The sequence below is a fragment of the Pseudomonas kermanshahensis genome, from assembly GCF_014269205.2.
In the GTDB taxonomy this organism is placed as follows: Bacteria; Pseudomonadota; Gammaproteobacteria; order Pseudomonadales; family Pseudomonadaceae; genus Aquipseudomonas; species Aquipseudomonas kermanshahensis.
Window position 1 is genome coordinate 3,618,356 of the sequence record NZ_JABWRY020000001.1, and the last position, 17,593, is coordinate 3,635,948.

Annotated in this window: 16 protein-coding genes; 10 read left to right on the forward strand and 6 right to left on the reverse strand. The window is 62.4% G+C overall.

Annotation, left to right across the window (positions count from 1 at the left end; all coding sequences use genetic code 11):
• Positions 1-5 precede the first annotated feature (5 nt).
• From HU764_RS16345 to HU764_RS16360, 4 genes are all read left to right on the forward strand, one after another.
• Positions 6-815, forward strand: coding sequence for an ABC transporter permease (locus tag HU764_RS16345; protein WP_027593811.1), 810 nt, complete (start codon positions 6-8; stop codon positions 813-815).
• A gap of 19 nt (positions 816-834) precedes the next feature.
• Positions 835-1,983: an ABC transporter ATP-binding protein gene (locus HU764_RS16350; protein WP_186678736.1), complete on the forward strand. Its 1,149-nt coding sequence runs from the start codon at positions 835-837 to the stop codon at positions 1,981-1,983.
• A gap of 110 nt (positions 1,984-2,093) precedes the next feature.
• Entirely contained in the window at positions 2,094-3,401 is a 1,308-nt protein-coding gene (locus HU764_RS16355) for a substrate-binding domain-containing protein (RefSeq protein ID WP_186703335.1), read from the forward strand.
• Between the two features lie 169 nt (positions 3,402-3,570).
• Positions 3,571-4,635 (forward strand): TerC family protein, encoded by a 1,065-nt coding sequence (locus tag HU764_RS16360; protein ID WP_186703336.1) that lies wholly within the window; start codon positions 3,571-3,573, stop codon positions 4,633-4,635.
• Between the two features lie 75 nt (positions 4,636-4,710).
• Here the strand turns inward: HU764_RS16360 and HU764_RS16365 are convergent, their stop codons facing one another.
• From HU764_RS16365 to HU764_RS16375, 3 genes are all read right to left on the reverse strand, one after another.
• Positions 4,711-5,106, reverse strand: coding sequence for a hypothetical protein (locus HU764_RS16365; protein WP_186703337.1), 396 nt, complete (start codon positions 5,104-5,106; stop codon positions 4,711-4,713).
• Positions 5,096-6,499: a PAAR domain-containing protein gene (locus tag HU764_RS16370; RefSeq protein ID WP_186678745.1), complete on the reverse strand. Its 1,404-nt coding sequence runs from the start codon at positions 6,497-6,499 to the stop codon at positions 5,096-5,098. The genes HU764_RS16365 and HU764_RS16370 overlap by 11 nt, the downstream gene beginning before the upstream one ends.
• Positions 6,500-6,616: 117 nt before the next feature.
• Entirely contained in the window at positions 6,617-7,846 is a 1,230-nt protein-coding gene (locus HU764_RS16375) for an acyl-CoA dehydrogenase (protein WP_085273281.1), read from the reverse strand.
• A gap of 140 nt (positions 7,847-7,986) precedes the next feature.
• Here HU764_RS16375 and HU764_RS16380 point away from each other — a divergent pair, with 140 nt between their 5' ends.
• Together HU764_RS16380 and HU764_RS16385 are read left to right on the forward strand one after the other, a co-directional pair.
• Positions 7,987-8,913 (forward strand): LysR family transcriptional regulator, encoded by a 927-nt coding sequence (locus tag HU764_RS16380; protein WP_085273280.1) that lies wholly within the window; start codon positions 7,987-7,989, stop codon positions 8,911-8,913.
• Positions 8,914-9,098: 185 nt separating this feature from the next.
• A complete protein-coding gene (locus HU764_RS16385) occupies positions 9,099-10,253 on the forward strand; it encodes a cysteine desulfurase family protein (RefSeq protein WP_085273279.1) in 1,155 nt (384 codons plus the stop codon).
• 139 nt (positions 10,254-10,392) lie between these two features.
• On the opposite strand, the gene nfsB is transcribed toward HU764_RS16385, so the two are convergent.
• Positions 10,393-11,046 (reverse strand): oxygen-insensitive NAD(P)H nitroreductase, encoded by a 654-nt coding sequence (gene nfsB / locus HU764_RS16390; RefSeq protein ID WP_027593818.1) that lies wholly within the window; start codon positions 11,044-11,046, stop codon positions 10,393-10,395.
• Between the two features lie 103 nt (positions 11,047-11,149).
• Between nfsB and HU764_RS16395 the strand changes: the two genes are divergently transcribed.
• The 3 genes from HU764_RS16395 to HU764_RS16405 are packed head-to-tail and all read left to right on the forward strand — an operon-like array spanning position 11,150 to position 13,586.
• The gene (locus tag HU764_RS16395) at positions 11,150-12,073 is read left to right on the forward strand and encodes a LysR family transcriptional regulator (RefSeq protein ID WP_085273278.1); all 924 of its coding nucleotides are present in this window, start codon (positions 11,150-11,152) and stop codon (positions 12,071-12,073) included.
• A gap of 47 nt (positions 12,074-12,120) precedes the next feature.
• A complete protein-coding gene (locus tag HU764_RS16400; protein ID WP_099429858.1) occupies positions 12,121-12,951 on the forward strand; it encodes an AraC family transcriptional regulator in 831 nt (276 codons plus the stop codon).
• Between the two features lie 50 nt (positions 12,952-13,001).
• Positions 13,002-13,586 carry a LysE family translocator gene (locus HU764_RS16405; RefSeq protein WP_186703338.1) on the forward strand — a complete coding sequence of 195 codons (585 nt, stop codon included), beginning with the start codon at positions 13,002-13,004 and terminating at the stop codon, positions 13,584-13,586.
• Between the two features lie 125 nt (positions 13,587-13,711).
• Here HU764_RS16405 and HU764_RS16410 read toward each other — a convergent pair whose 3' ends face one another.
• The gene (locus HU764_RS16410) at positions 13,712-14,911 is read right to left on the reverse strand and encodes a sugar transporter (protein WP_027593822.1); all 1,200 of its coding nucleotides are present in this window, start codon (positions 14,909-14,911) and stop codon (positions 13,712-13,714) included.
• Positions 14,912-15,113: 202 nt separating this feature from the next.
• Between HU764_RS16410 and HU764_RS16415 the strand changes: the two genes are divergently transcribed.
• Positions 15,114-16,430, forward strand: coding sequence for a WD40 repeat domain-containing protein (locus HU764_RS16415; protein WP_186678759.1), 1,317 nt, complete (start codon positions 15,114-15,116; stop codon positions 16,428-16,430).
• A 61-nt stretch (positions 16,431-16,491) separates the two neighbouring features.
• Here HU764_RS16415 and calA read toward each other — a convergent pair whose 3' ends face one another.
• The gene (calA, locus tag HU764_RS16420) at positions 16,492-17,544 is read right to left on the reverse strand and encodes a vanillin reductase (RefSeq protein WP_186703339.1); all 1,053 of its coding nucleotides are present in this window, start codon (positions 17,542-17,544) and stop codon (positions 16,492-16,494) included.
• Positions 17,545-17,593 lie beyond the last annotated feature (49 nt).

The window sequence follows — 17,593 nt, forward strand, 5'->3', positions numbered from 1 at the left end:
CCGCCATGCTCCTGTCACCCAATGCCATGGGCCGCCCGCTGCGTACGGGCCTGTACCTGACCACCGGGGTCATCGCGGCCTTCCTGCTGCTGCCGGTGGTGTTCATCGTGCTGCTGTCGTTCGGCTCTTCGCAGTGGCTGGTGTTCCCACCGCCGGGCTGGACCTTCAAGTGGTACGGCCAGTTCTTCTCCAACCCGGAGTGGATGGATGCCGCCCTGGCCAGCCTCAAGGTCGCCGTGCTGACCACTGTTGCCGCAGTGCTGCTGGGCCTGCCGACGGCGTTTGCCCTGGTGCGCGGCCGCTTCCCCGGCCGTGAGATGCTCTACGGCCTGTTCACCATGCCGATGATCGTGCCGCTGGTGATCATCGCCGTCGCAGTGTATGCGCTGTTTCTCAAGCTGGGCTACACCGGCACGCTGTTCGCGTTCGTGGTCAGCCACGTGATCGTCGCCCTGCCCTTCACCATTATCTCGATCATCAACTCGCTGAAGCTGTTCGACCAGTCGATCGAAGATGCCGCGGTCATCTGCGGCGCCTCGCGCCTGCAGGCAATCTTCAAGGTGACCTTCCCGGCCATTCGCCCGGGCATGATCGCCGGCGGCCTGTTCGCCTTCCTCGTCTCGTGGGATGAAGTGGTGCTCAGCGTGATGATGGCCAGCCCCGACCTGCAGACCCTGCCCGTGAAGATGTGGACCACCCTGCGCCAGGACCTGAGCCCGGTGATCGCCGTCGCCTCGACGCTGCTGATCGGCCTGTCCCTGCTTGTGATGGTCATTGCCGCCGCTTTGCGCCGGCGCACCGAAGTCAACGCCTGAGCGCCCGGAGAAAACAACAATGAGTGCAGTGATCAAAGACAACGCGCACAACAAGACCCTGGTCAGCCTGCGCGGCCTGAACAAGCACTACGGCGACTTCACCGCCGTGGACAACCTGGACCTCGAAATCCAGGACGGCGAGTTCCTCACCTTCCTCGGCTCCAGCGGTTCGGGCAAGTCCACCACCCTGTCAATGCTGGCCGGTTTCGAAACCCCCAGCAGCGGCGAGATTCTGGTCGAAGGCCAGTCGCTGGTGAACGTGCCGCCGCACAAGCGTGATATCGGCATGGTGTTCCAGCGTTATTCGCTGTTCCCGCACCTGAACGTGCGCGACAACATCGCCTTCCCCCTGGCCATCCGCAAGCTCGGCGCCGCCGAGATCAACAAGCGGGTCGATGCCATGCTCAAGCTGGTGCAGCTGGAAAAGTTCGCTCACCGCAAGCCCTCGCAAATGTCGGGCGGCCAACAGCAACGGGTGGCGATCGCCCGTGCGCTGGTCTACGAGCCCCGCATCCTGCTGATGGACGAGCCGCTCGGCGCACTGGACAAAAAGCTGCGTGAAGACCTGCAAGACGAACTGCGCCAGTTGCACCGCCGGTTAGGCATCACCATCGTCTACGTCACCCACGACCAGGAAGAAGCCATGCGCCTGTCCCAGCGCATCGCCATTTTCAGCCATGGCAAGATCGTTGGGTTGGGCAGTGGTTATGACCTTTACCAGAACCCGCCTAACGCGTTCGTCGCCTCGTTCCTGGGCAACTCAAACTTCCTGCGGATCACGGCCAGCAGCAATGGCGCGGGCAGTTTCGAGGGCCAGCCGGTGGCCATTCGCCTGACCGCCGGGTTGGCTGCCGACCAGCAGGCACTGATCATGGTACGCCCGGAAAAAGCCCTGGCACTGACCGCTGCCCAGGCCGCCGCGCAACCCCTGCCAGCAGGCTGGAACGAGGTGCGGGCCAAGGTCGCCGAAGTGTTGTTCCTGGGTGAAAGCCAGACCTGCCATGTGGTCACTGCCGGCGGTACCGAAATGACCGTGAAGGCGCTGTCTGCGGCAGGCATGCCGATGCAGCCAGGGGATACCGTGAACGTGCGCTGGGCCGTGGCCGATGCCTGCATCTATACCGAGTGGGCGGAGAGTGACCTGAGCAAGTCGGCAGGCGCGCACTGATTTGGCCGGGGCTGCGTAATGGAGGGCAAAGCCCTCCCGACTGCCTGTCATATTTCTATCACGCCACCGTCGTAATCTGCCGGGCAACTCTGTGCCATAGGTTGCCCGGCATGCCCCGCCTGCTGCTCATTCTTCTTGCCCTGCTTCCGCTGTCGGCCCTGGCCGATTTTGCGCATTTGCGCGTGCAGGGCTCCAACACCATCGGCGCGGCCCTGCTGCCGGCTTTGGTGCAAGGGCAATTGCGGGCTCAAGGTGCAACGGCGATTGAACAGGCCCCCGGCACACACATCAACGAAACCGTCATCACCGCCCGCGACGTTCGCGGGCAACCGCTGCGTGTCGACATCGCCGCGCATGGTTCCAGCACCGGCTTTGCAGCGTTGGGCCGGGGCGAGGCCGACCTGGCTGCCGCCTCGCGGCCGATCAACGAAACAGAAGTTCAGCAACTGCATGCCCTGGGTGACCTGCGCGCGGCCAGCGCCGAACAGGTCATCGGCCTCGATGGCGTGGCGGTGATCGTCCACCCCGACAACCCACTGCCGCAACTGACCACGCAGCAACTGGCGCAGATCTTCTCCGGGCAGATCCAGCGCTGGGACCAGGTGGGCATTGCGGGTGGGAAGATTCACCTTTATGCCCGCGACGACCGTTCCGGCACCTTCGAAACCTTCAAGGCACTGGTGCTCGACCCTAATCAAGGCGAGCTGTCTGCCAAGGCCCAGCGCTTTGAATCCAGCGACACGCTGGCCGAGCGCGTCACCGCCGACCGCCAGGCCATCGGCTTCAGCAGCCTGGCGGCAGTACACGGGGCCAAGGTGCTGGCCGTCGCCGAGGGCGATGCACCGGCCATGCTGCCGCAGCGCTCGCTCGTGGCCAGCGAGGACTACCCGCTGTCGCGGCGCCTGTATTTCTACCTGCCAGCCAACCCCAAGCCTCAGGCCAAGGCCCTGGCCGACTTTGCCCAGAGCCCAGCCGGCCAGGCCATCGTCGCCCAACTGGGTTTCGTTTCGCAGCAGGTCAAGGCCCAACCGGTACCCCCACAGGCCGACATGCCGCCACGCTACCGCACACTGGCCCAGCAAGCGCAGCGGTTGAGCGTGAATTTTCGCTTTCAGGAGGGCAGCGCCAGCCTCGACAACAAAGCGTTGCGCGATGTGCAGCGGGTAGCCGAGTACCTGCGCCAGGCCGGCAAGTTGCAGAGCAAGGCGGTGCTGGTGGGCTTTGGTGACCCCAAGGAGACACCCGGGCGCGCGGCGCTGCTTTCGCGCTTGCGGGCGCTGGCGGTTCGTCGCGAGCTGGCACGCGATGGCGTGGACGTGCTGGAAGTGACCGGCATGGGCGACGAACTGCCCGTGGCAGGGAACGACCAGGAGCAAGGCCGCTTGCGCAATCGGCGGGTAGAAGTGTGGGTGTATTAAGGCGTCACCCGCCGAGCGCCAGGCAAAGAAATGTAACAGGTCTGCATTCGGCATCCTCGTCAAACGGGACTAGGCTCAAGACCATGTGATACCGGGCCCCTCTGACGGCTGCCAAGCCGCCATGTCGGATCACTGTTGCCTTGCAACGTCGACAATAAAGGAGGGGCTCATGACGGCTCTGCAGACATTCCTCACCACTCCGTTTCTCGGTACCAGCACGTGGTTGTGGCTGGTGTTCATGGCCATCGTCATCGGTTTGCTGGTACTCGACCTGGGCGTGCTGCACCGCCAGGACCGCGAGATCGAAATGCGCGAAAGCCTGCTGCTGTACTCAGGCTATTTCAGTGTCGGCGTGCTGTTCGGCGCCTGGGTCTGGTATGAGCTGGGCGCGCAGTCGGCGCTGGAGTTCTACACCGGGTTCCTGGTCGAGCAGTCGCTGTCGATGGACAACGTGTTCGTCATGGCGATGATCTTCGGCTTCTTCGCCATCCCCCGCCGCTATCAGCACCGCGTGCTGTTCTGGGGCATCCTGGGCGTGGTGTTCCTGCGGGCGATCATGATCGGCGTGGGTGCGACACTGGTGCAGAACTTCGAATGGGTACTGTACATCTTCGGCGCCTTCCTGCTGTTTACCGGGGTGAAGATGGCACTGTCGAAGGAGGACAGCCATCCGGACCTGGCCAACAACCCAATCTTGAAATTCGTGCGCCGGCACATGCGGGTTACCGACCAGATCCACGGCTCGCACTTCTTCGTGCGCCAGACCCCGCCAGGGCAAAGCAAGGCGCTGCGGTATGCCACGCCGCTGTTTCTGGCCCTGGTACTGATCGAACTGGCCGACCTGGTGTTTGCGGTCGACAGCGTGCCGGCGATCTTCGCCATTACCCAAGACCCGTTCATTGTCTACACCTCGAACATCTTCGCCATCCTCGGCTTGCGCTCGCTGTACTTCGCCTTGTCGGCGTTGATGCACCGGTTTATCTACCTCAAGTACGCGCTGGCGTTGGTGTTGATCTTCATTGGTTGCAAGATCTTTTATCACGGGATGGTCGGCAAGGTACCGGCGTTGCTGTCGCTGGGGGTGACGTTTGGGTTGTTGCTGGGTGGGGTGGTGGTGTCGTTGGTCAAGACGCGGGGGGGTAAGGTAGCGGTGGATGAGGCCAGCATGGAGCCGCTTCCGGCGGGGAAAGCTGAGGGCGATAAAAAAGAGAAAGACCCGCAATTGCGGGTCTGACTAACGCGCTTAATACGTGCAAACTCAGCGATTCTTAGACGCAATTATTCATCAAAAATACAAAAACTAGAATTACTACACCTTGGAAATCTTGATAACTAAACCCGCAAACATCATCCAGGCAAAACCGATGATAGCTAGCCAAGTAGACACTGCCAACCATCGCTTCAGCTTTGGCGGAAATTTTTTTAGTTCTTCAGCATCCACTTGACCGCGGCGCAATACAAACCAGGGGAACGTGACTAGGCCACCAATAGCACAAACCAACATTAGCCGCCATTTAAAATAAGATCCACCCCAGGTTACTTTCAAACACTCTATATACGAATTACTTGTAACCGAAGAGCAAACAACCTGATAATGACGAGTCAACGTTATGTACGCACTTATTGCAAAGCCTGACATGGAAATAACAAATGGCATAATTACAAACGACAGCTTTACAGCTATAGGCCATGTATTAATATCCATAATTTGATACCTCATAGATGAATTCCCCTGTCCCCTCCCCCATGATCTCACCTAACTTACCGCCCGCGAAGCTACCGCCGCCAACTAATAAAATTCCGCATAATGGAATTGCTAAACCCGCAGTACCCACAGTAAACGCAGCACACACCGTACCAGCCGCTGCACCGGCTACCAACGACCCTGCCATTCCACCACCCACGCCCCCGCTAAATTTTCCTGTTTCTACGAAACGGGCTTTCCTGCACTCCTCTGTACTCCCTGCCTGACAAACCTCTCTCACATTGAGGTACGACGAAGCCCCGCTCAGTCCAATTGCAGCATTCCCGCCGTGTTTGAGGTAATTGGAGAGTTTCGCCACTTTATCGAGATGCGTCGCATACCCCGGTATCTGCCCCGCCCCACCCGCTTTCGACCAATGGTGCACCAGGCTCTTGGTCGAAATATTCAGACTCTTCTTCAGCCGTTCATAACTGCCCAAGTTCAGCTGTTTGTTAAGCAATGCCGCCTTCAACTGTCCATCCAGCTGCTGCAACAGCTGACGCCGCGAGACGAAGAATTCGCGACTATTCAAATGCCCATGCCGCAAAAACTCCCGCTGATGCAATTGCTCGATCTGGGTCAAGGTGTTGCGGACCTGTTTCAACCCTTGATCCAGCATGTCCTTGCCCACGCCCATCGATTGGCTGGCATTGCTGAGCAAGCCGGCAATATCAGCCTGGTGCTTCATCATGAAATCCGATTCGGCAAAATCCAGCGCCGCCAACGCGTGCCGGGCGTCCTGAGCGGCAGCCATCAGCTTGGCTTCCTCCCGGGTACAGGCATCGCCATTATCTGGGTCACCAATGACGAAAATTTCCCCAGCCTTGAATCCTTGATCGTAGGTAGGATTAAGTCGCTGCAAACGGGAAATGGGTAACGTGGCGTCCTGCTCGGCCAACCGCAGCAGAACCTGAGAGAACGACATGCTTCTGGGAACCACATAAAAGCCCGGCTCCATTGTCCCCGGCAATGCTGTAACTGACCCTCGCGAGCAGTTGCTTGCTTGAGCACCAGCGGTTGGCACAATAGACATTACGCGGTGAGTCGCCAAAGCCTGGAGAGGTGGCGGTGCCACATCCAGCGGTGCTACGACTCGGTTACTACCGGGCGGGCAACCACAGTTCACCAGCGCCCCATCCATGGCCACGGCATGGCCACCAGAGATGAAATGCCTAACGCCTTCAGCGACGGTCCCTTCATCGCCGCAGAGGGGACAGGGTGTTGTCCTGTCGCCCTCCCTGAGCACCCTACGCCCGTCGCTCAAATAGCAGGGATCAGTCGCGATGCAAACAGCGCCCGTCGTGGTGACGTCACCGTCTACCGCCTGACCTTTTCCTCCCAGGTTGACACGCATCGACACGCTCTCTGTGCATAGGTGAGGTGTCGAAACCTAACAGCTGCAACCGCGCTTTTAGTGCCTGAACGTGAAAACCAGACACTTCCTACAGCAATTACGAAATCTGCTTACAAATCACTTGGAACTACGCAACATCTCCACCGGCACATACTTGCCGATCTCATACTTGCCAATCGCCGCGCGATGCACTTCATCCGGCCCGTCGGCCAGGCGCAAGGTGCGCTGCATGGCGTACATATACGCCAGCGGGAAATCACCGCTCACCCCAGCGCCACCATGCATCTGGATCGCCCGGTCAATCACCTTCAAGGCCACATTCGGCGCCACTACTTTGATCTGCGCGATTTCGCTGCGGGCCACTTTGTTGCCGACCGTGTCCATCATGTAGGCCGCTTTCAGGGTCAACAGGCGGGCCATGTCGATTTCCATGCGCGAGTCGGCGATCTTGTCGACGTTGCCGCCCAGGCGGGCCAGCGGGCGGCCGAAGGCAGTGCGCTCCACGGAGCGTTTGCACATCAATTCCAGCGCCCGTTCGGCCATGCCGACCGAGCGCATGCAGTGGTGGATGCGGCCTGGGCCGAGGCGGCCCTGGGCGATTTCGAAGCCACGGCCCTCACCCAGAATCACGTTCTCGTAAGGCACCCGCACGTTCTCGAACAACACCTCGGCATGGCCATGCGGCGCGTCGTCGTAACCGAACACCGGCAGCGGCCGGACGATCTTCACGCCAGGCGCGTCGGTTGGCACCAGCACCATCGAGTGCTGCTGATGGCGCGGCCCTTCGGGGTCGGACAGGCCCATGAAGATCATGACCTTGCAGCGCGGGTCACAGGCACCGGAGGTCCACCATTTGCGACCATTGATCACCCACTCATCGCCATCACGCACAGCGGTGGCGGCCATGTTGGTGGCGTCCGAGGAGGCCACGTCCGGCTCGGTCATGGCGAACGCCGAGCGGATCTCCCCGCGCAGCAGGGGCTCCAGCCACTGGCGTTTCTGCGCCTCGCTGCCATAACGCACCAGCACTTCCATGTTGCCGGTGTCCGGTGCCGAGCAGTTGAACGGCTCTGGCCCGAGCAGCGAGCGGCCCATGATTTCGGCCAGCGGGGCATACTCCAGGTTGCTCAGCCCGGCGCCGTACTCTGACTCGGGCAAGAACAGGTTCCACAGCCCCTCGGCGCGGGCCTTGGCCTTGAGCTCTTCCATGATCGCGGTGGGCTGCCAGCGATCCCCCTCGGCGACCTGGCGCTCGAACACCGCCTCGGCGGGATAGACATAGGCATCCATGAACGCGGTGACGCGCTCACGCAGTGCCTGGACCTTGGGCGAATAGGCGAAATCCATCGGGGCTACCTTCACGGTTCGTAGGACATGGGCCAGAGCCTAGAGCAGCACACGCCCATCCACCTAGTCTATTTTCCGCGTGTATAAACATTCATAACCGATATATGATCGGGCAATAATTCCAACAATGAGCGGCGCACATGAACCTCAGCAAGGTCGACCTCAACCTGTTCATCGTCTTCGACGCGATCTACACCGAAGCCAACCTGACCCGTGCCGGGCAAATTGTCGGCATCACCCAACCGGCGGTGTCCAATGCCCTGTCGCGGCTGCGCGAAACCTTCAACGACCCGCTGTTCGTGCGCACCGCACAAGGCATGGTGCCCACGCCGATGGCGCAGAACATCATCGGCCCAGTGCGCAACGCCCTTGCCCTGCTGCGCACCTCGGTGCAGGAAAGCCGCATCTTCAACCCGCAGCAGGCCAACAAGACCTTCCGCATCAGCATGACCGACCTGACCGAGGCGGTGATCCTGCCGCCGCTGTTCCAGCGCCTGCGCCGCCTGGCACCTTCGGTGCTGATCGAGAGCTTCCTGTGCAAACGTCGTGAAACCACCAAGGAACTGGCAGCCGGGCGGCTGGACTTTGCCGTCGACGCCCCGCTGAACACCGACCCACAGGTACGCCACGTCAAACTGATGCAAGACCGCTATGTCTGCGCCCTGCGCCAGGGCCACCCGCTCGCCGACAGCAAACTGACCCTCGACAGCTACCTGGGCATGACCCATATCCATATCTCCAGCCGCCGCAATGGCCTCGGCTATGTCGACCTGGCCCTGGGCAAGATGGGCGTGCAACGCAAGGTGGCCTTGCGCTCACAGCACTACCTGATGGCTTCGCAGGTGCTGCAGCAGACCGACATGGTGATGACCGTCCCCGAGCGTTTCGCCCGCCGCCATCAACTGCGCTACCAGGCATTGCCTGTGGATGTACCGGCGCTGGAAACCCACCTGTACTGGCATGAAAGCACGGATCAGGACCCCGCCAACCGCTGGATGCGCGAGCAGATCATCGAGTTGTGCGAACGGGTGGTGGCGGAGGAAGAACGCACGCTTGAACCTGCCTGACGTTCCTACCATGGTACGGATGCCAGCCTGATGGAGAATTATTTTCTCTACCAGACTTCATACATAGATTTTTTTACCAAAAAGGTGCGAGTCAGCCAAACAGAAGGCAAAAATGTTTGGCCAAGGGCCGGGTAGGCTTACTGCAACGATCACTGAATTCAACGTGACAGACACGGACCTGCCCCATGCCCAGCGCCCCGCTCTACTTCGACTACGCCGCTACCACGCCCGTTGACGACCGCGTCATCGAAACGATGCTCGCCTGCCTTGGCCGCCAAGCCAACTTCGGTAACCCCGCATCCAGTGGCCACGCCTATGGCCAGGCGGCCCGCAATGCCGTGGAGCAGGCGCGCCAGCAGGTCGCCGAACGCGTCGGCGCCCGCGCCGATGAGCTGGTGTGGACATCAGGCGCTACCGAGTCCAACAACCTTGCGCTGAAGGGTATCGCCCAAGGCATTGGCGAGCCCGGCCACCTGATCACCAGCCAGCTGGAACACAAAGCCGTGCTTGACACGGTCGCTGAACTGGAGCGCCAAGGTTGGGCCGTTACCCGCCTGGCTGTGGATGCTTCGGGCCTCATTCAGCCTGAAGCCGTGCAGGCGGCACTGCAGGCCGATACCCGCCTGGTCTCGCTGATGGCGGTCAATAACGAACTGGGCACCGTGACCGATTTTGCGGCGATTGGCGAGCGTGTGCGTGCCCACGGTGCGCTGTTGCATGTGGACGCCGCGCAGGCGGTGGGCAAACTGGCCATCGACCTGGCAGCAATGGCGGTAGACCTGATGTCGTTCTCGGCCCACAAAGCCTACGGCCCCAAAGGCATCGGCGCGCTCTACGTCGGGCCGCGCGCGCGCGAACTGATGCGTGCGCAGATGCACGGTGGCGGGCATGAACACGGGCTGCGTTCCGGCACCTTGGCGACCCACCAGATTGTCGGCATGGGCAGCGCCTTTGCCCTGGCCGGCCAGCCGGGGGACAGCGAGCACCAGCGCATCGAGCACCTGTCCCGGCGACTGCGCGATGGGTTGCTGGCCTTGCCAGCGGTCAGCCTCAACGGCTGCGACACACAGCGCATTGCGCATACCTTGAACCTGTGTATCGAGAGCCGAGGCTTCAACAGTGCGGCGTTGGCCAGTGAGCTGGCATTGTCGACCACGTCAGCGTGTAATTCGGCGAGCAATGCGCCATCGCATGTGCTGCTGGCGCTGGGACTGAATGAAAGCCAGGCACGTAACAGCGTGCGGTTGAGCATTGGGCGGTTCAGCACCGAGGCTGAAGTGGACAAGGCCATCGAGGTGTTTGCCAAGGTGACAGCGCAGGCTTCAATGGCATTGTGGTGAGGCCGAGCTTGTCAGGGGCCGCTTCGCGCCCCATCGCCGGCAAGCCAGCTCCTACAGGGCCATCACTGTCCTGAAGACGGCGCAATTCCGGTGGGAGCCGGCTTGCCGGCGATGGGGCGCGAAGCGGCCCCCAGCGATATCACAGGAAAGTGAAGACCTTCGAAGCCGGCAAACGCGACTTGCTCAGCCCCGCATTGAAGTCGGCCTCACTCCGATAGCCCAGGCTCATGATTACCACACTGGTGTAGCCCTGCTCGCGCAGCCCCAGTTCGGCATCCAGCACCTTGCTGTCGAAGCCCTCGATCGGCGTCGCATCCAGGCCATGTGCCGCAGCGCCAAGCAGTGCGGTGCCCAAGGCCAGGTAGGTCTGCTTTTCCATCCAGTGCTGCACGTCTTTCTGGTCGAAGCGGTGCAGGTCGACGTAGTGACGACGGCTCTGGTTCTGCCCGGCGCGGGCCTGCTCGTCGCGAAAACGGCCATCAGCGGCTTCCTGCGCGAGCACCGCGTCCAAATGGGCCTCGGTCATCTCAGTACGGGTGCAGAACACGATCACATGGGACGCATCGAGAATCTTCGGCGTGTTGTAGGCGAAGCGCTCTTGGGTGCTCTTGGCCAACCGGGCCTTGCCTTCGGCGCTGTCAGCGACGATGAAGTGCCAAGGCTGTGAGTTGACCGACGATGGGCTGTGGCGCAGTTGCTCGAGCAACGCATCGAGGGTGGCCTGGGGAATGCGACGCGAGGCGTCGTAAGCCTTGGTGGTGTAGCGGCGCTTGGCCAGGGAAACGGTATCCATGCAACAACTCCTGCAGTGAAACGGGATTTGTCGCGCATCTTATCTTTCCTGCAGATAAGAAAAACCGGCAAACTACAGCAACACTTTCATCCTGTGAGTGAAAATGCTGCGCATCACTGACCTTGAACTGTTCGTACGCAGCAGCGTGCTGGGCAGCTTCACCGCCGCCGCCCATGAGGCAGAACTGCTGCCGGGCCAGGTGGCCGCCGCCATCAAACGCCTGGAACGCGAGCTGGACGTGCGCCTGTTTGCGCGGACCACCCGCAGCCTGCGCCTGACCGCTGCGGGCGAGTTATACTTGCCGACCGCGCAGAACGTGCTGGAAAGCCTGCGCCAGGGCCGCGAGGACCTGCACGGTAATGCCAGTACCTTGCGCGGCACCCTGCAGGTTTCAGCCCCTTCGGACATGGGCCGCAACATGCTGCTGCCCTGGTTGAGCGCCTTTCGCCGCGAGCACCCGGCGCTGCACCTGCGCTTCTTTCTGTCCGACCAGATGGCCGACCTCAATCGTGACCCGGTGGACATCGCCATCCGCTACGGCCTCAACCAGGATGCCAACTACATCGCCCTGCCCCTGGCCAGCTGGAACCGCCGGGTACTGGTCGCCTCCCCCGACTACCTCGCGCGCCACGGCCGGCCACTGACGCCGGAGGCCCTGCAGCAACATGCCTGCCTGTTGTACATGCAACAGAACCGGGTCTATGACAAATGGCGGGTGGGTAACCGCACCGTGCAGGTGCGTGGGCCGCTGGTCAGCGACGACGCCGATGTGATCCGCCGCCTGGCGCTGCTGGGTGAAGGGATCGTCTACAAGTCGTGGCTAGATGTCAGCGCCGACATCGAGGCGGGCGCACTGGAGATTCTGCTGCCCGAATACCTGGGCGAGCCAACGCCGGTCACCTTGGTCTGTCCGCACCGCAAACAGCTGACGCCAGCAGTGACACAGCTGCACCTGTGGCTGCGCGAACGCTTCGAGGCCCTGCGGCCGCGGCTGCTGAACAAGGGCTGCACAATCGTTCCAGACTGAACCGCACGCGTGCGCTAAGGTAGCGTTTTACTCCCACGGCCTGCCGCATGAGCAACTGGATTGACCTCAAGCAAGACGCCGATACCGGCATCGAGTCGGTCCGCGCGCATTTTGTCGGGCATGCCTACGACCCGCACTGGCACGACAGTTTCCTGGTCGGCGTCACCGAGCAAGGTGTGCAGCAGTTCAACTGCCGGCGGGTACGCCATCGCAGCACGCCGGGCCAGGTGTTTCTGCTCGAGCCCGGCGACATCCACGACGGCCTTGCACCGACCGAGGAAGGCTTCACCTACTCGACGCTGTACCTGGAGCCTGCCTGGCTGGACGATCAATTGCGGGCCTTGTTCGAACACGCACCCAGCGCTGGCCTGCCCAGCTTTGCCGATACCTTGTGCCACGATGAGCGCCTGGCCCGCGCCACCGCGCTGGCCTTTAACAGCGTGCACTATCAGGACCTGCGCATTGTCCGCCAGACCGCCATGGACGACCTGCTGGCCTGCCTGACCCGCCACCTGCACTGGCGCAAACGCGTCAATCCCGACCCGCGCCTGCCGTTGACCGCGCAGCGGGCGCGTGACTACCTGCATGCTCACCTGGACCGCGACATCGGCCTGGAAGACCTGGCCCAGGCCTGCGGCGTCGACCGTTTTCGCCTGACCCGGGCGTTCAAAGCCGCCTTCGGCCTGGCCCCGCACGCCTACCTGATCCAGTTGCGCCTGGCCCGCGCGCGGCGCCTGCTCAGCCAAGGCCAGACACCTGCTGAAGTGGCCATGGCGCTGGGCTTTGCCGACCAGAGCCACTTGGGGCGCTGGTTCCGCCGGGCGTATCGGTTGACCCCAGCCGACTACCGCAGGCGCTGCTCAAACCTTCCAGACTGACTGCAGCCAGGCAGCGAACATGGCGCTTCGAACCCTCGGAGCCTTGTGCCATGTCGCAGACGTTGTTGCCCTTCATCCTCTTCGCCCTGGTGGCCAGCATCAGCCCGGGGCCGACCAACCTGTTGATCCTGGCACATGGCGCACGGCAAGGTTTGCGGGCGAGTGTGGCGCCCATCCTCGCCGGCTGTGGCGCAGCCGCGGCCGTGGTGCTGCTGGTCGGGCTGGGGCTGGGCGAGCTGTTAGTGCGCCATCCACTGGCCCAGCAGCTGATGAGCTGGGCCGGCGCGCTGTGGTTGAGTTGGCTAGCGTGGCGCATTCTGCGCAGTGCTGGGCAGCCCTTGGACATCAACGCAGACAAGCCTTTGGATGCGCTCAGCGCGGCGTCGCTGCAAGTGGTGAACCCAAAAGTGTGGATGATGGCCGTGGCCGTGATCGGGGTATTTGCCGCGCCAGCACTGCCGGTGTGGCAGTTGGCGCTGGTGTTTCTGCTGATTGCCCTGCCGTGCATGACGGCCTGGGCACTGCTGGGGGTAGGAAGTGCACGCTGGTTGCCGGTGCCTGCGCGGTTGCTGTGGTTCAACCGGGGGTTGGCGGTGGTGTTGCTGGTGTCGGCTTGGGCGACGCTGCTGGGTTGATTGTGATGTTGGCTTTGCCGGCCTCTTCGCGGGCAAGCCCGCTCCCACCGGTATTCCACTGCTTTCAAGGCCGGTGAAGATCCTGTGGGAGCGGGCTTGCCCGCGAAGAGGCCAGTACAGGCAAATCAGCCACCTAAGGCATCACGGAACCGCCGGGTACTGGCCGCCGCCAGCAGCAACCCGACAACCGCGACACAGCCTCCGACCAGGCCGATGTCGGCCACGTCCATCTGGCTGCTGACGATACTGCCCAGCAATGCCCCTCCACCAATACCGATGTTGTAAATGCCCGAGAACAAGGCCATGGCCACGTCCGTGGCATCGGACGCCAACTTCAGTGTCTTGGACTGCAGCGACAGGCTGAAGCTCAAAATCGCCACGCCCCAGAACATGCTCAACACAGCAAACGCATAGAAGTTGCCCGACAAGGGCAACATCAACAGCAGGCAGGCCGCCAGCAGGCCAATCGAGCCCACCAGAAAACCCTGCGGGAAGCGGTCGCTGTAACGGCTGAACAGCACAGAGCCGAACACGCCGGCGCCACCAAACAACAGCAGCAGCAACGTGGTGCGCTCACCGCTGATCTGCGCCACATGCAGGGCAAACGGTTCGATGTAGCTGTAGGCGGTGAACTGCGCAGTGATCACCAGCGTCACCAACAGGTAGGTGATCACCAGGGCCGGGCGCTTGAACAGGATCGGCAAACTGCGCAGCGAACCGGAGTTCTGGCTGGGCAGCAGCGGCAACGACTTCATCAAGCACAGCATGGTGGCCAATGCCACCCCGGCAATGCTGAGGAACGTCACGCGCCAGCCCAGGGCTTCACCCACCACACGGCCCAGCGGGATACCCAACACCATCGCCAGGGTAGTGCCGGTGGCCAGCAGGCCCAGCGCCTTGGCCTGCTGGCCAGGCGGGGCCACACGCACGGCCAGCGACGCGGTAATCGCCCAGAACACGGCGTGGGCCAAGGCGATGCCGATGCGGCTCACCAGCAGCATGGCAAAGCTCTGCGACAGCCACGACAACAGGTGGCTGACGATGAACACGAGAAACACGAACAGCAGCAGGCGCCGGCGCTCGATGTTGCGGGTCAGCAGCATCATCGGCAGCGAAGCCAGGGCCACGACCCAGGCATAGATGGTCAGCATCAGGCCGACTTGGGCAGTGCTCATGTCGAAGCTGCGGCCAATGTCGCTGAGCAACGCTACCGGGACAAACTCGGTGGTGTTGAAGATGAAGGCCGCGAGGGCCAGGGCGATCACGCTCAGCCAGCTGCCGTTACCGGTGGTCGGCGGCACATCGGTGGGTAGGGGTCCGTTCATGGGTGGGGTTCTATTCTCCGCAGGCATGGCGAAAAGACGCGCGTCAGGGGCCAAGTATCGGCCGCGCTGGGGCACGGGTTTGTTATTGGAAGGAATGCCGGCATGGTACGCGTCAATACCGGGCCTCACAACCAGCGGCACATTGCGAGTAACATGCCCGCTTAATGTGAATTGCAAGCGGAACAAGGAGCCCGATCCGCCCATGGACAAGCAACAACCCCAGCAGCAGTGGCAGCAGGCGGTCACCACCTACGCCCAAGCCATCAACCGCTACGTCGCGCAAGGCTGCGCACAGGGCTGGGACAACCTCGAAGAACCACAGCCTGCGGCCACCGAGCACCTGCTCGACGCCTGGCAGGCCGCCTTGGAAGCGATCAACCGGCCGGGGGTGGACGAACAGCAACGCCAAGCCTTCCGCGCCGCCTGGCCGCCTGCCCACCTGCCGCTGGTGCCGCTGCTCGACGCGCATGGCCAAGGCATCAGCAGCGTCCTGGTGCTGGACGACGGCAGCCTGCTCGCGCGCATTGGCATGCCCTATGAAAAGGGCCAAGTGGTGCGCATCGATCAACAAGGCGTGACGCCCGTCATCGGTATCGAGCACTTCGGGCGTTGCCCACAGCGCCGCTACTTTGCCCTGGCCAACGCCGAGGGCGTGCGCGTGACCGATGGCTGGGGCGGCCCGCAGGTCGCTCGCCTGGCCTGGCCTAGCGGGCTCGAAGGCCTGCCAGCGGGTTACCCGTTCGAGCCGCTCGACCTGCCACCCACACCCACCAGCCTGGTGCCCTTCGCCGGTGGCCAGCGGGTGCTGCTGGTGAGCGCCGAGGGTATTTACCTGCTGGCCGCTGAAGGTGCCACCCGGCTGCTGCCACGCCAGTCGCAGATACTCGAGGAACTGGCCGAAGGCACCGACCCGGACGATATCGCCCTGGGCCTGGCCATGGAGCACGGTGCAGTGTCGCCGGACGGGCGCCTGATCGTGGTGGGTGAACAATGCAGCCGCCACTTGGTGCTGAATGACCAGTTGGAGGAAGTGGCGCAGATCGGCCCCGGCGGCGAATACCCGCACTTCGCCCTGTTCAACCGCAGCGGCGACCAGTTGATCGTCAATGCCTGCCACTTCTACAACGGCGGCACACTGGGGGTACGCGTGGCAGACCTTGCGGGCCTGGACACCGACTATTACAGCGAAGACCCACGCACCCCACTGCTGCAAGACGGAGCGCGGGTGTATGCCGGGGTCGCAGGCGATGGCGAGTACATCGTCGGCGATGCCTACGGCTACCTGCGGGCCTTTGGCGAAGAGGGCACGGAACATTGGCAGCACTTCCTGGGGTCGACCATCAGCGCCATGGACATCAGCGCCGATGGACGCACGCTGGTTGCGGCGAGCCATGCCGGGTTCATCTCGGTGATTGCGCTGGGCAGTGGACGGCCTGAGTGGCAGATCGGTACCGGCGAGCATGGTGAAGTGCGGCGCTGGTTGTTCTGGAAGGGGTGGGACAAGGCGCTGGTCTGGTAGATCTGCACTGGCTTCTTCGCGGGCAAGCCCGCGAAAAGCCCGGTGCAGATTAACGCCAGGATCAACCCTGCAATGTCGCCATGTCGATCACAAAGCGGTACTTCACATCCCCAGCAATCATCCGCTCGTAAGCCTGGTTGATATTACGAATATCGAGCATTTCGATATCGCAACGGATGTCGTGCTCCGCACAGAAATCCAGCACTTCCTGAGTCTCGGCGATGCCGCCGATCAGCGAGCCGGCCAGTACCCGACGCTTGAGCACCAGGTTGGCCGCGTGCAGCGCCGGTTCAATCGGTTCGATCAGGCCGACCAGAATATGCACACCATCGAAGGTGAGGGTTTCCAGGTACGGATTGAGGTCGTGCTGCACCGGAATGGTGTCGAGCAGGAAGTCGAAGCGACCTGCCGCGGCGCGCATCTGCTCGTCATCGGTGGACACGATCACATGGTCGGCACCCTGGCGGCGCGCTTCCTCGGCCTTGGCTGGCGAACGGGTGAACAAGGTCACTTCCGCGCCCAGCGCCTTGGCCAGTTTGATACCCATGTGGCCGAGGCCGCCCATGCCCAGGATGCCTACCTTGTGGCCAGGGCCAACGCCGTGGTGCTTGAGCGGCGAATAGGTGGTGATACCGGCGCACAAGATCGGCGCGGCGCTTGGCAGGTCCATGCCGGCAGGGATACGCACCACAAAGTGCTCGCTGACGACGATGCTGCTGGAATAGCCACCCATGGTGTTGCTGCCATCGACCCGGTCAGGGGTGGCGTAGGTCATGGTCGGGCCTTCCAGGCAGTATTGCTCCAGTTCCTTGGCGCACGCCTCACAGTGGCGGCAGGAATCGACCATGCAACCGACGCCTACCAGGTCGCCGACCTTGTGCGCGGACACCTTGTCGCCCACCGCGGTGACCCGGCCAATGATCTCGTGGCCCGGCATCAACGGGTACACGGCGATGCCCCATTCGTTGCGTGCCTGGTGGATGTCGGAGTGGCACACACCGCAGTAGAGAATCTCGATGGCAACATCGTCCGGGCGCGGGCTGCGGCGTTCGAAGGTCATGGGAGCCAGAGGGCTGGTCGGGGTTTGGGCGGCATAACCGATGGCGGTGTACATGCGGGACCTCGCAAAGAAGTGAAACGATTCAGGCGGCGCATTTTGCGCG

Excerpts from the sequence above, each read along its gene's own strand:
- HU764_RS16345 (WP_027593811.1), top strand. The coding sequence starts at position 6 with ATGCTCCTGTCACCCAATGCCATGGGCCGCCCGCTGCGTACGGGCCTG.
- HU764_RS16350 (WP_186678736.1), top strand. The coding sequence starts at position 835 with ATGAGTGCAGTGATCAAAGACAACGCGCACAACAAGACCCTGGTCAGC.
- HU764_RS16355 (WP_186703335.1), top strand. The coding sequence starts at position 2,094 with ATGCCCCGCCTGCTGCTCATTCTTCTTGCCCTGCTTCCGCTGTCGGCC.
- HU764_RS16360 (WP_186703336.1), top strand. The coding sequence starts at position 3,571 with ATGACGGCTCTGCAGACATTCCTCACCACTCCGTTTCTCGGTACCAGC.
- HU764_RS16365 (WP_186703337.1), bottom strand. The coding sequence starts at position 5,106 with ATGGATATTAATACATGGCCTATAGCTGTAAAGCTGTCGTTTGTAATT.
- HU764_RS16370 (WP_186678745.1), bottom strand. The coding sequence starts at position 6,499 with ATGCGTGTCAACCTGGGAGGAAAAGGTCAGGCGGTAGACGGTGACGTC.
- HU764_RS16375 (WP_085273281.1), bottom strand. The coding sequence starts at position 7,846 with ATGGATTTCGCCTATTCGCCCAAGGTCCAGGCACTGCGTGAGCGCGTC.
- HU764_RS16380 (WP_085273280.1), top strand. The coding sequence starts at position 7,987 with ATGAACCTCAGCAAGGTCGACCTCAACCTGTTCATCGTCTTCGACGCG.
- HU764_RS16385 (WP_085273279.1), top strand. The coding sequence starts at position 9,099 with ATGCCCAGCGCCCCGCTCTACTTCGACTACGCCGCTACCACGCCCGTT.
- nfsB (WP_027593818.1), bottom strand. The coding sequence starts at position 11,046 with ATGGATACCGTTTCCCTGGCCAAGCGCCGCTACACCACCAAGGCTTAC.
- HU764_RS16395 (WP_085273278.1), top strand. The coding sequence starts at position 11,150 with ATGCTGCGCATCACTGACCTTGAACTGTTCGTACGCAGCAGCGTGCTG.
- HU764_RS16400 (WP_099429858.1), top strand. The coding sequence starts at position 12,121 with ATGAGCAACTGGATTGACCTCAAGCAAGACGCCGATACCGGCATCGAG.
- HU764_RS16405 (WP_186703338.1), top strand. The coding sequence starts at position 13,002 with ATGTCGCAGACGTTGTTGCCCTTCATCCTCTTCGCCCTGGTGGCCAGC.
- HU764_RS16410 (WP_027593822.1), bottom strand. The coding sequence starts at position 14,911 with ATGAACGGACCCCTACCCACCGATGTGCCGCCGACCACCGGTAACGGC.
- HU764_RS16415 (WP_186678759.1), top strand. The coding sequence starts at position 15,114 with ATGGACAAGCAACAACCCCAGCAGCAGTGGCAGCAGGCGGTCACCACC.
- calA (WP_186703339.1), bottom strand. The coding sequence starts at position 17,544 with ATGTACACCGCCATCGGTTATGCCGCCCAAACCCCGACCAGCCCTCTG.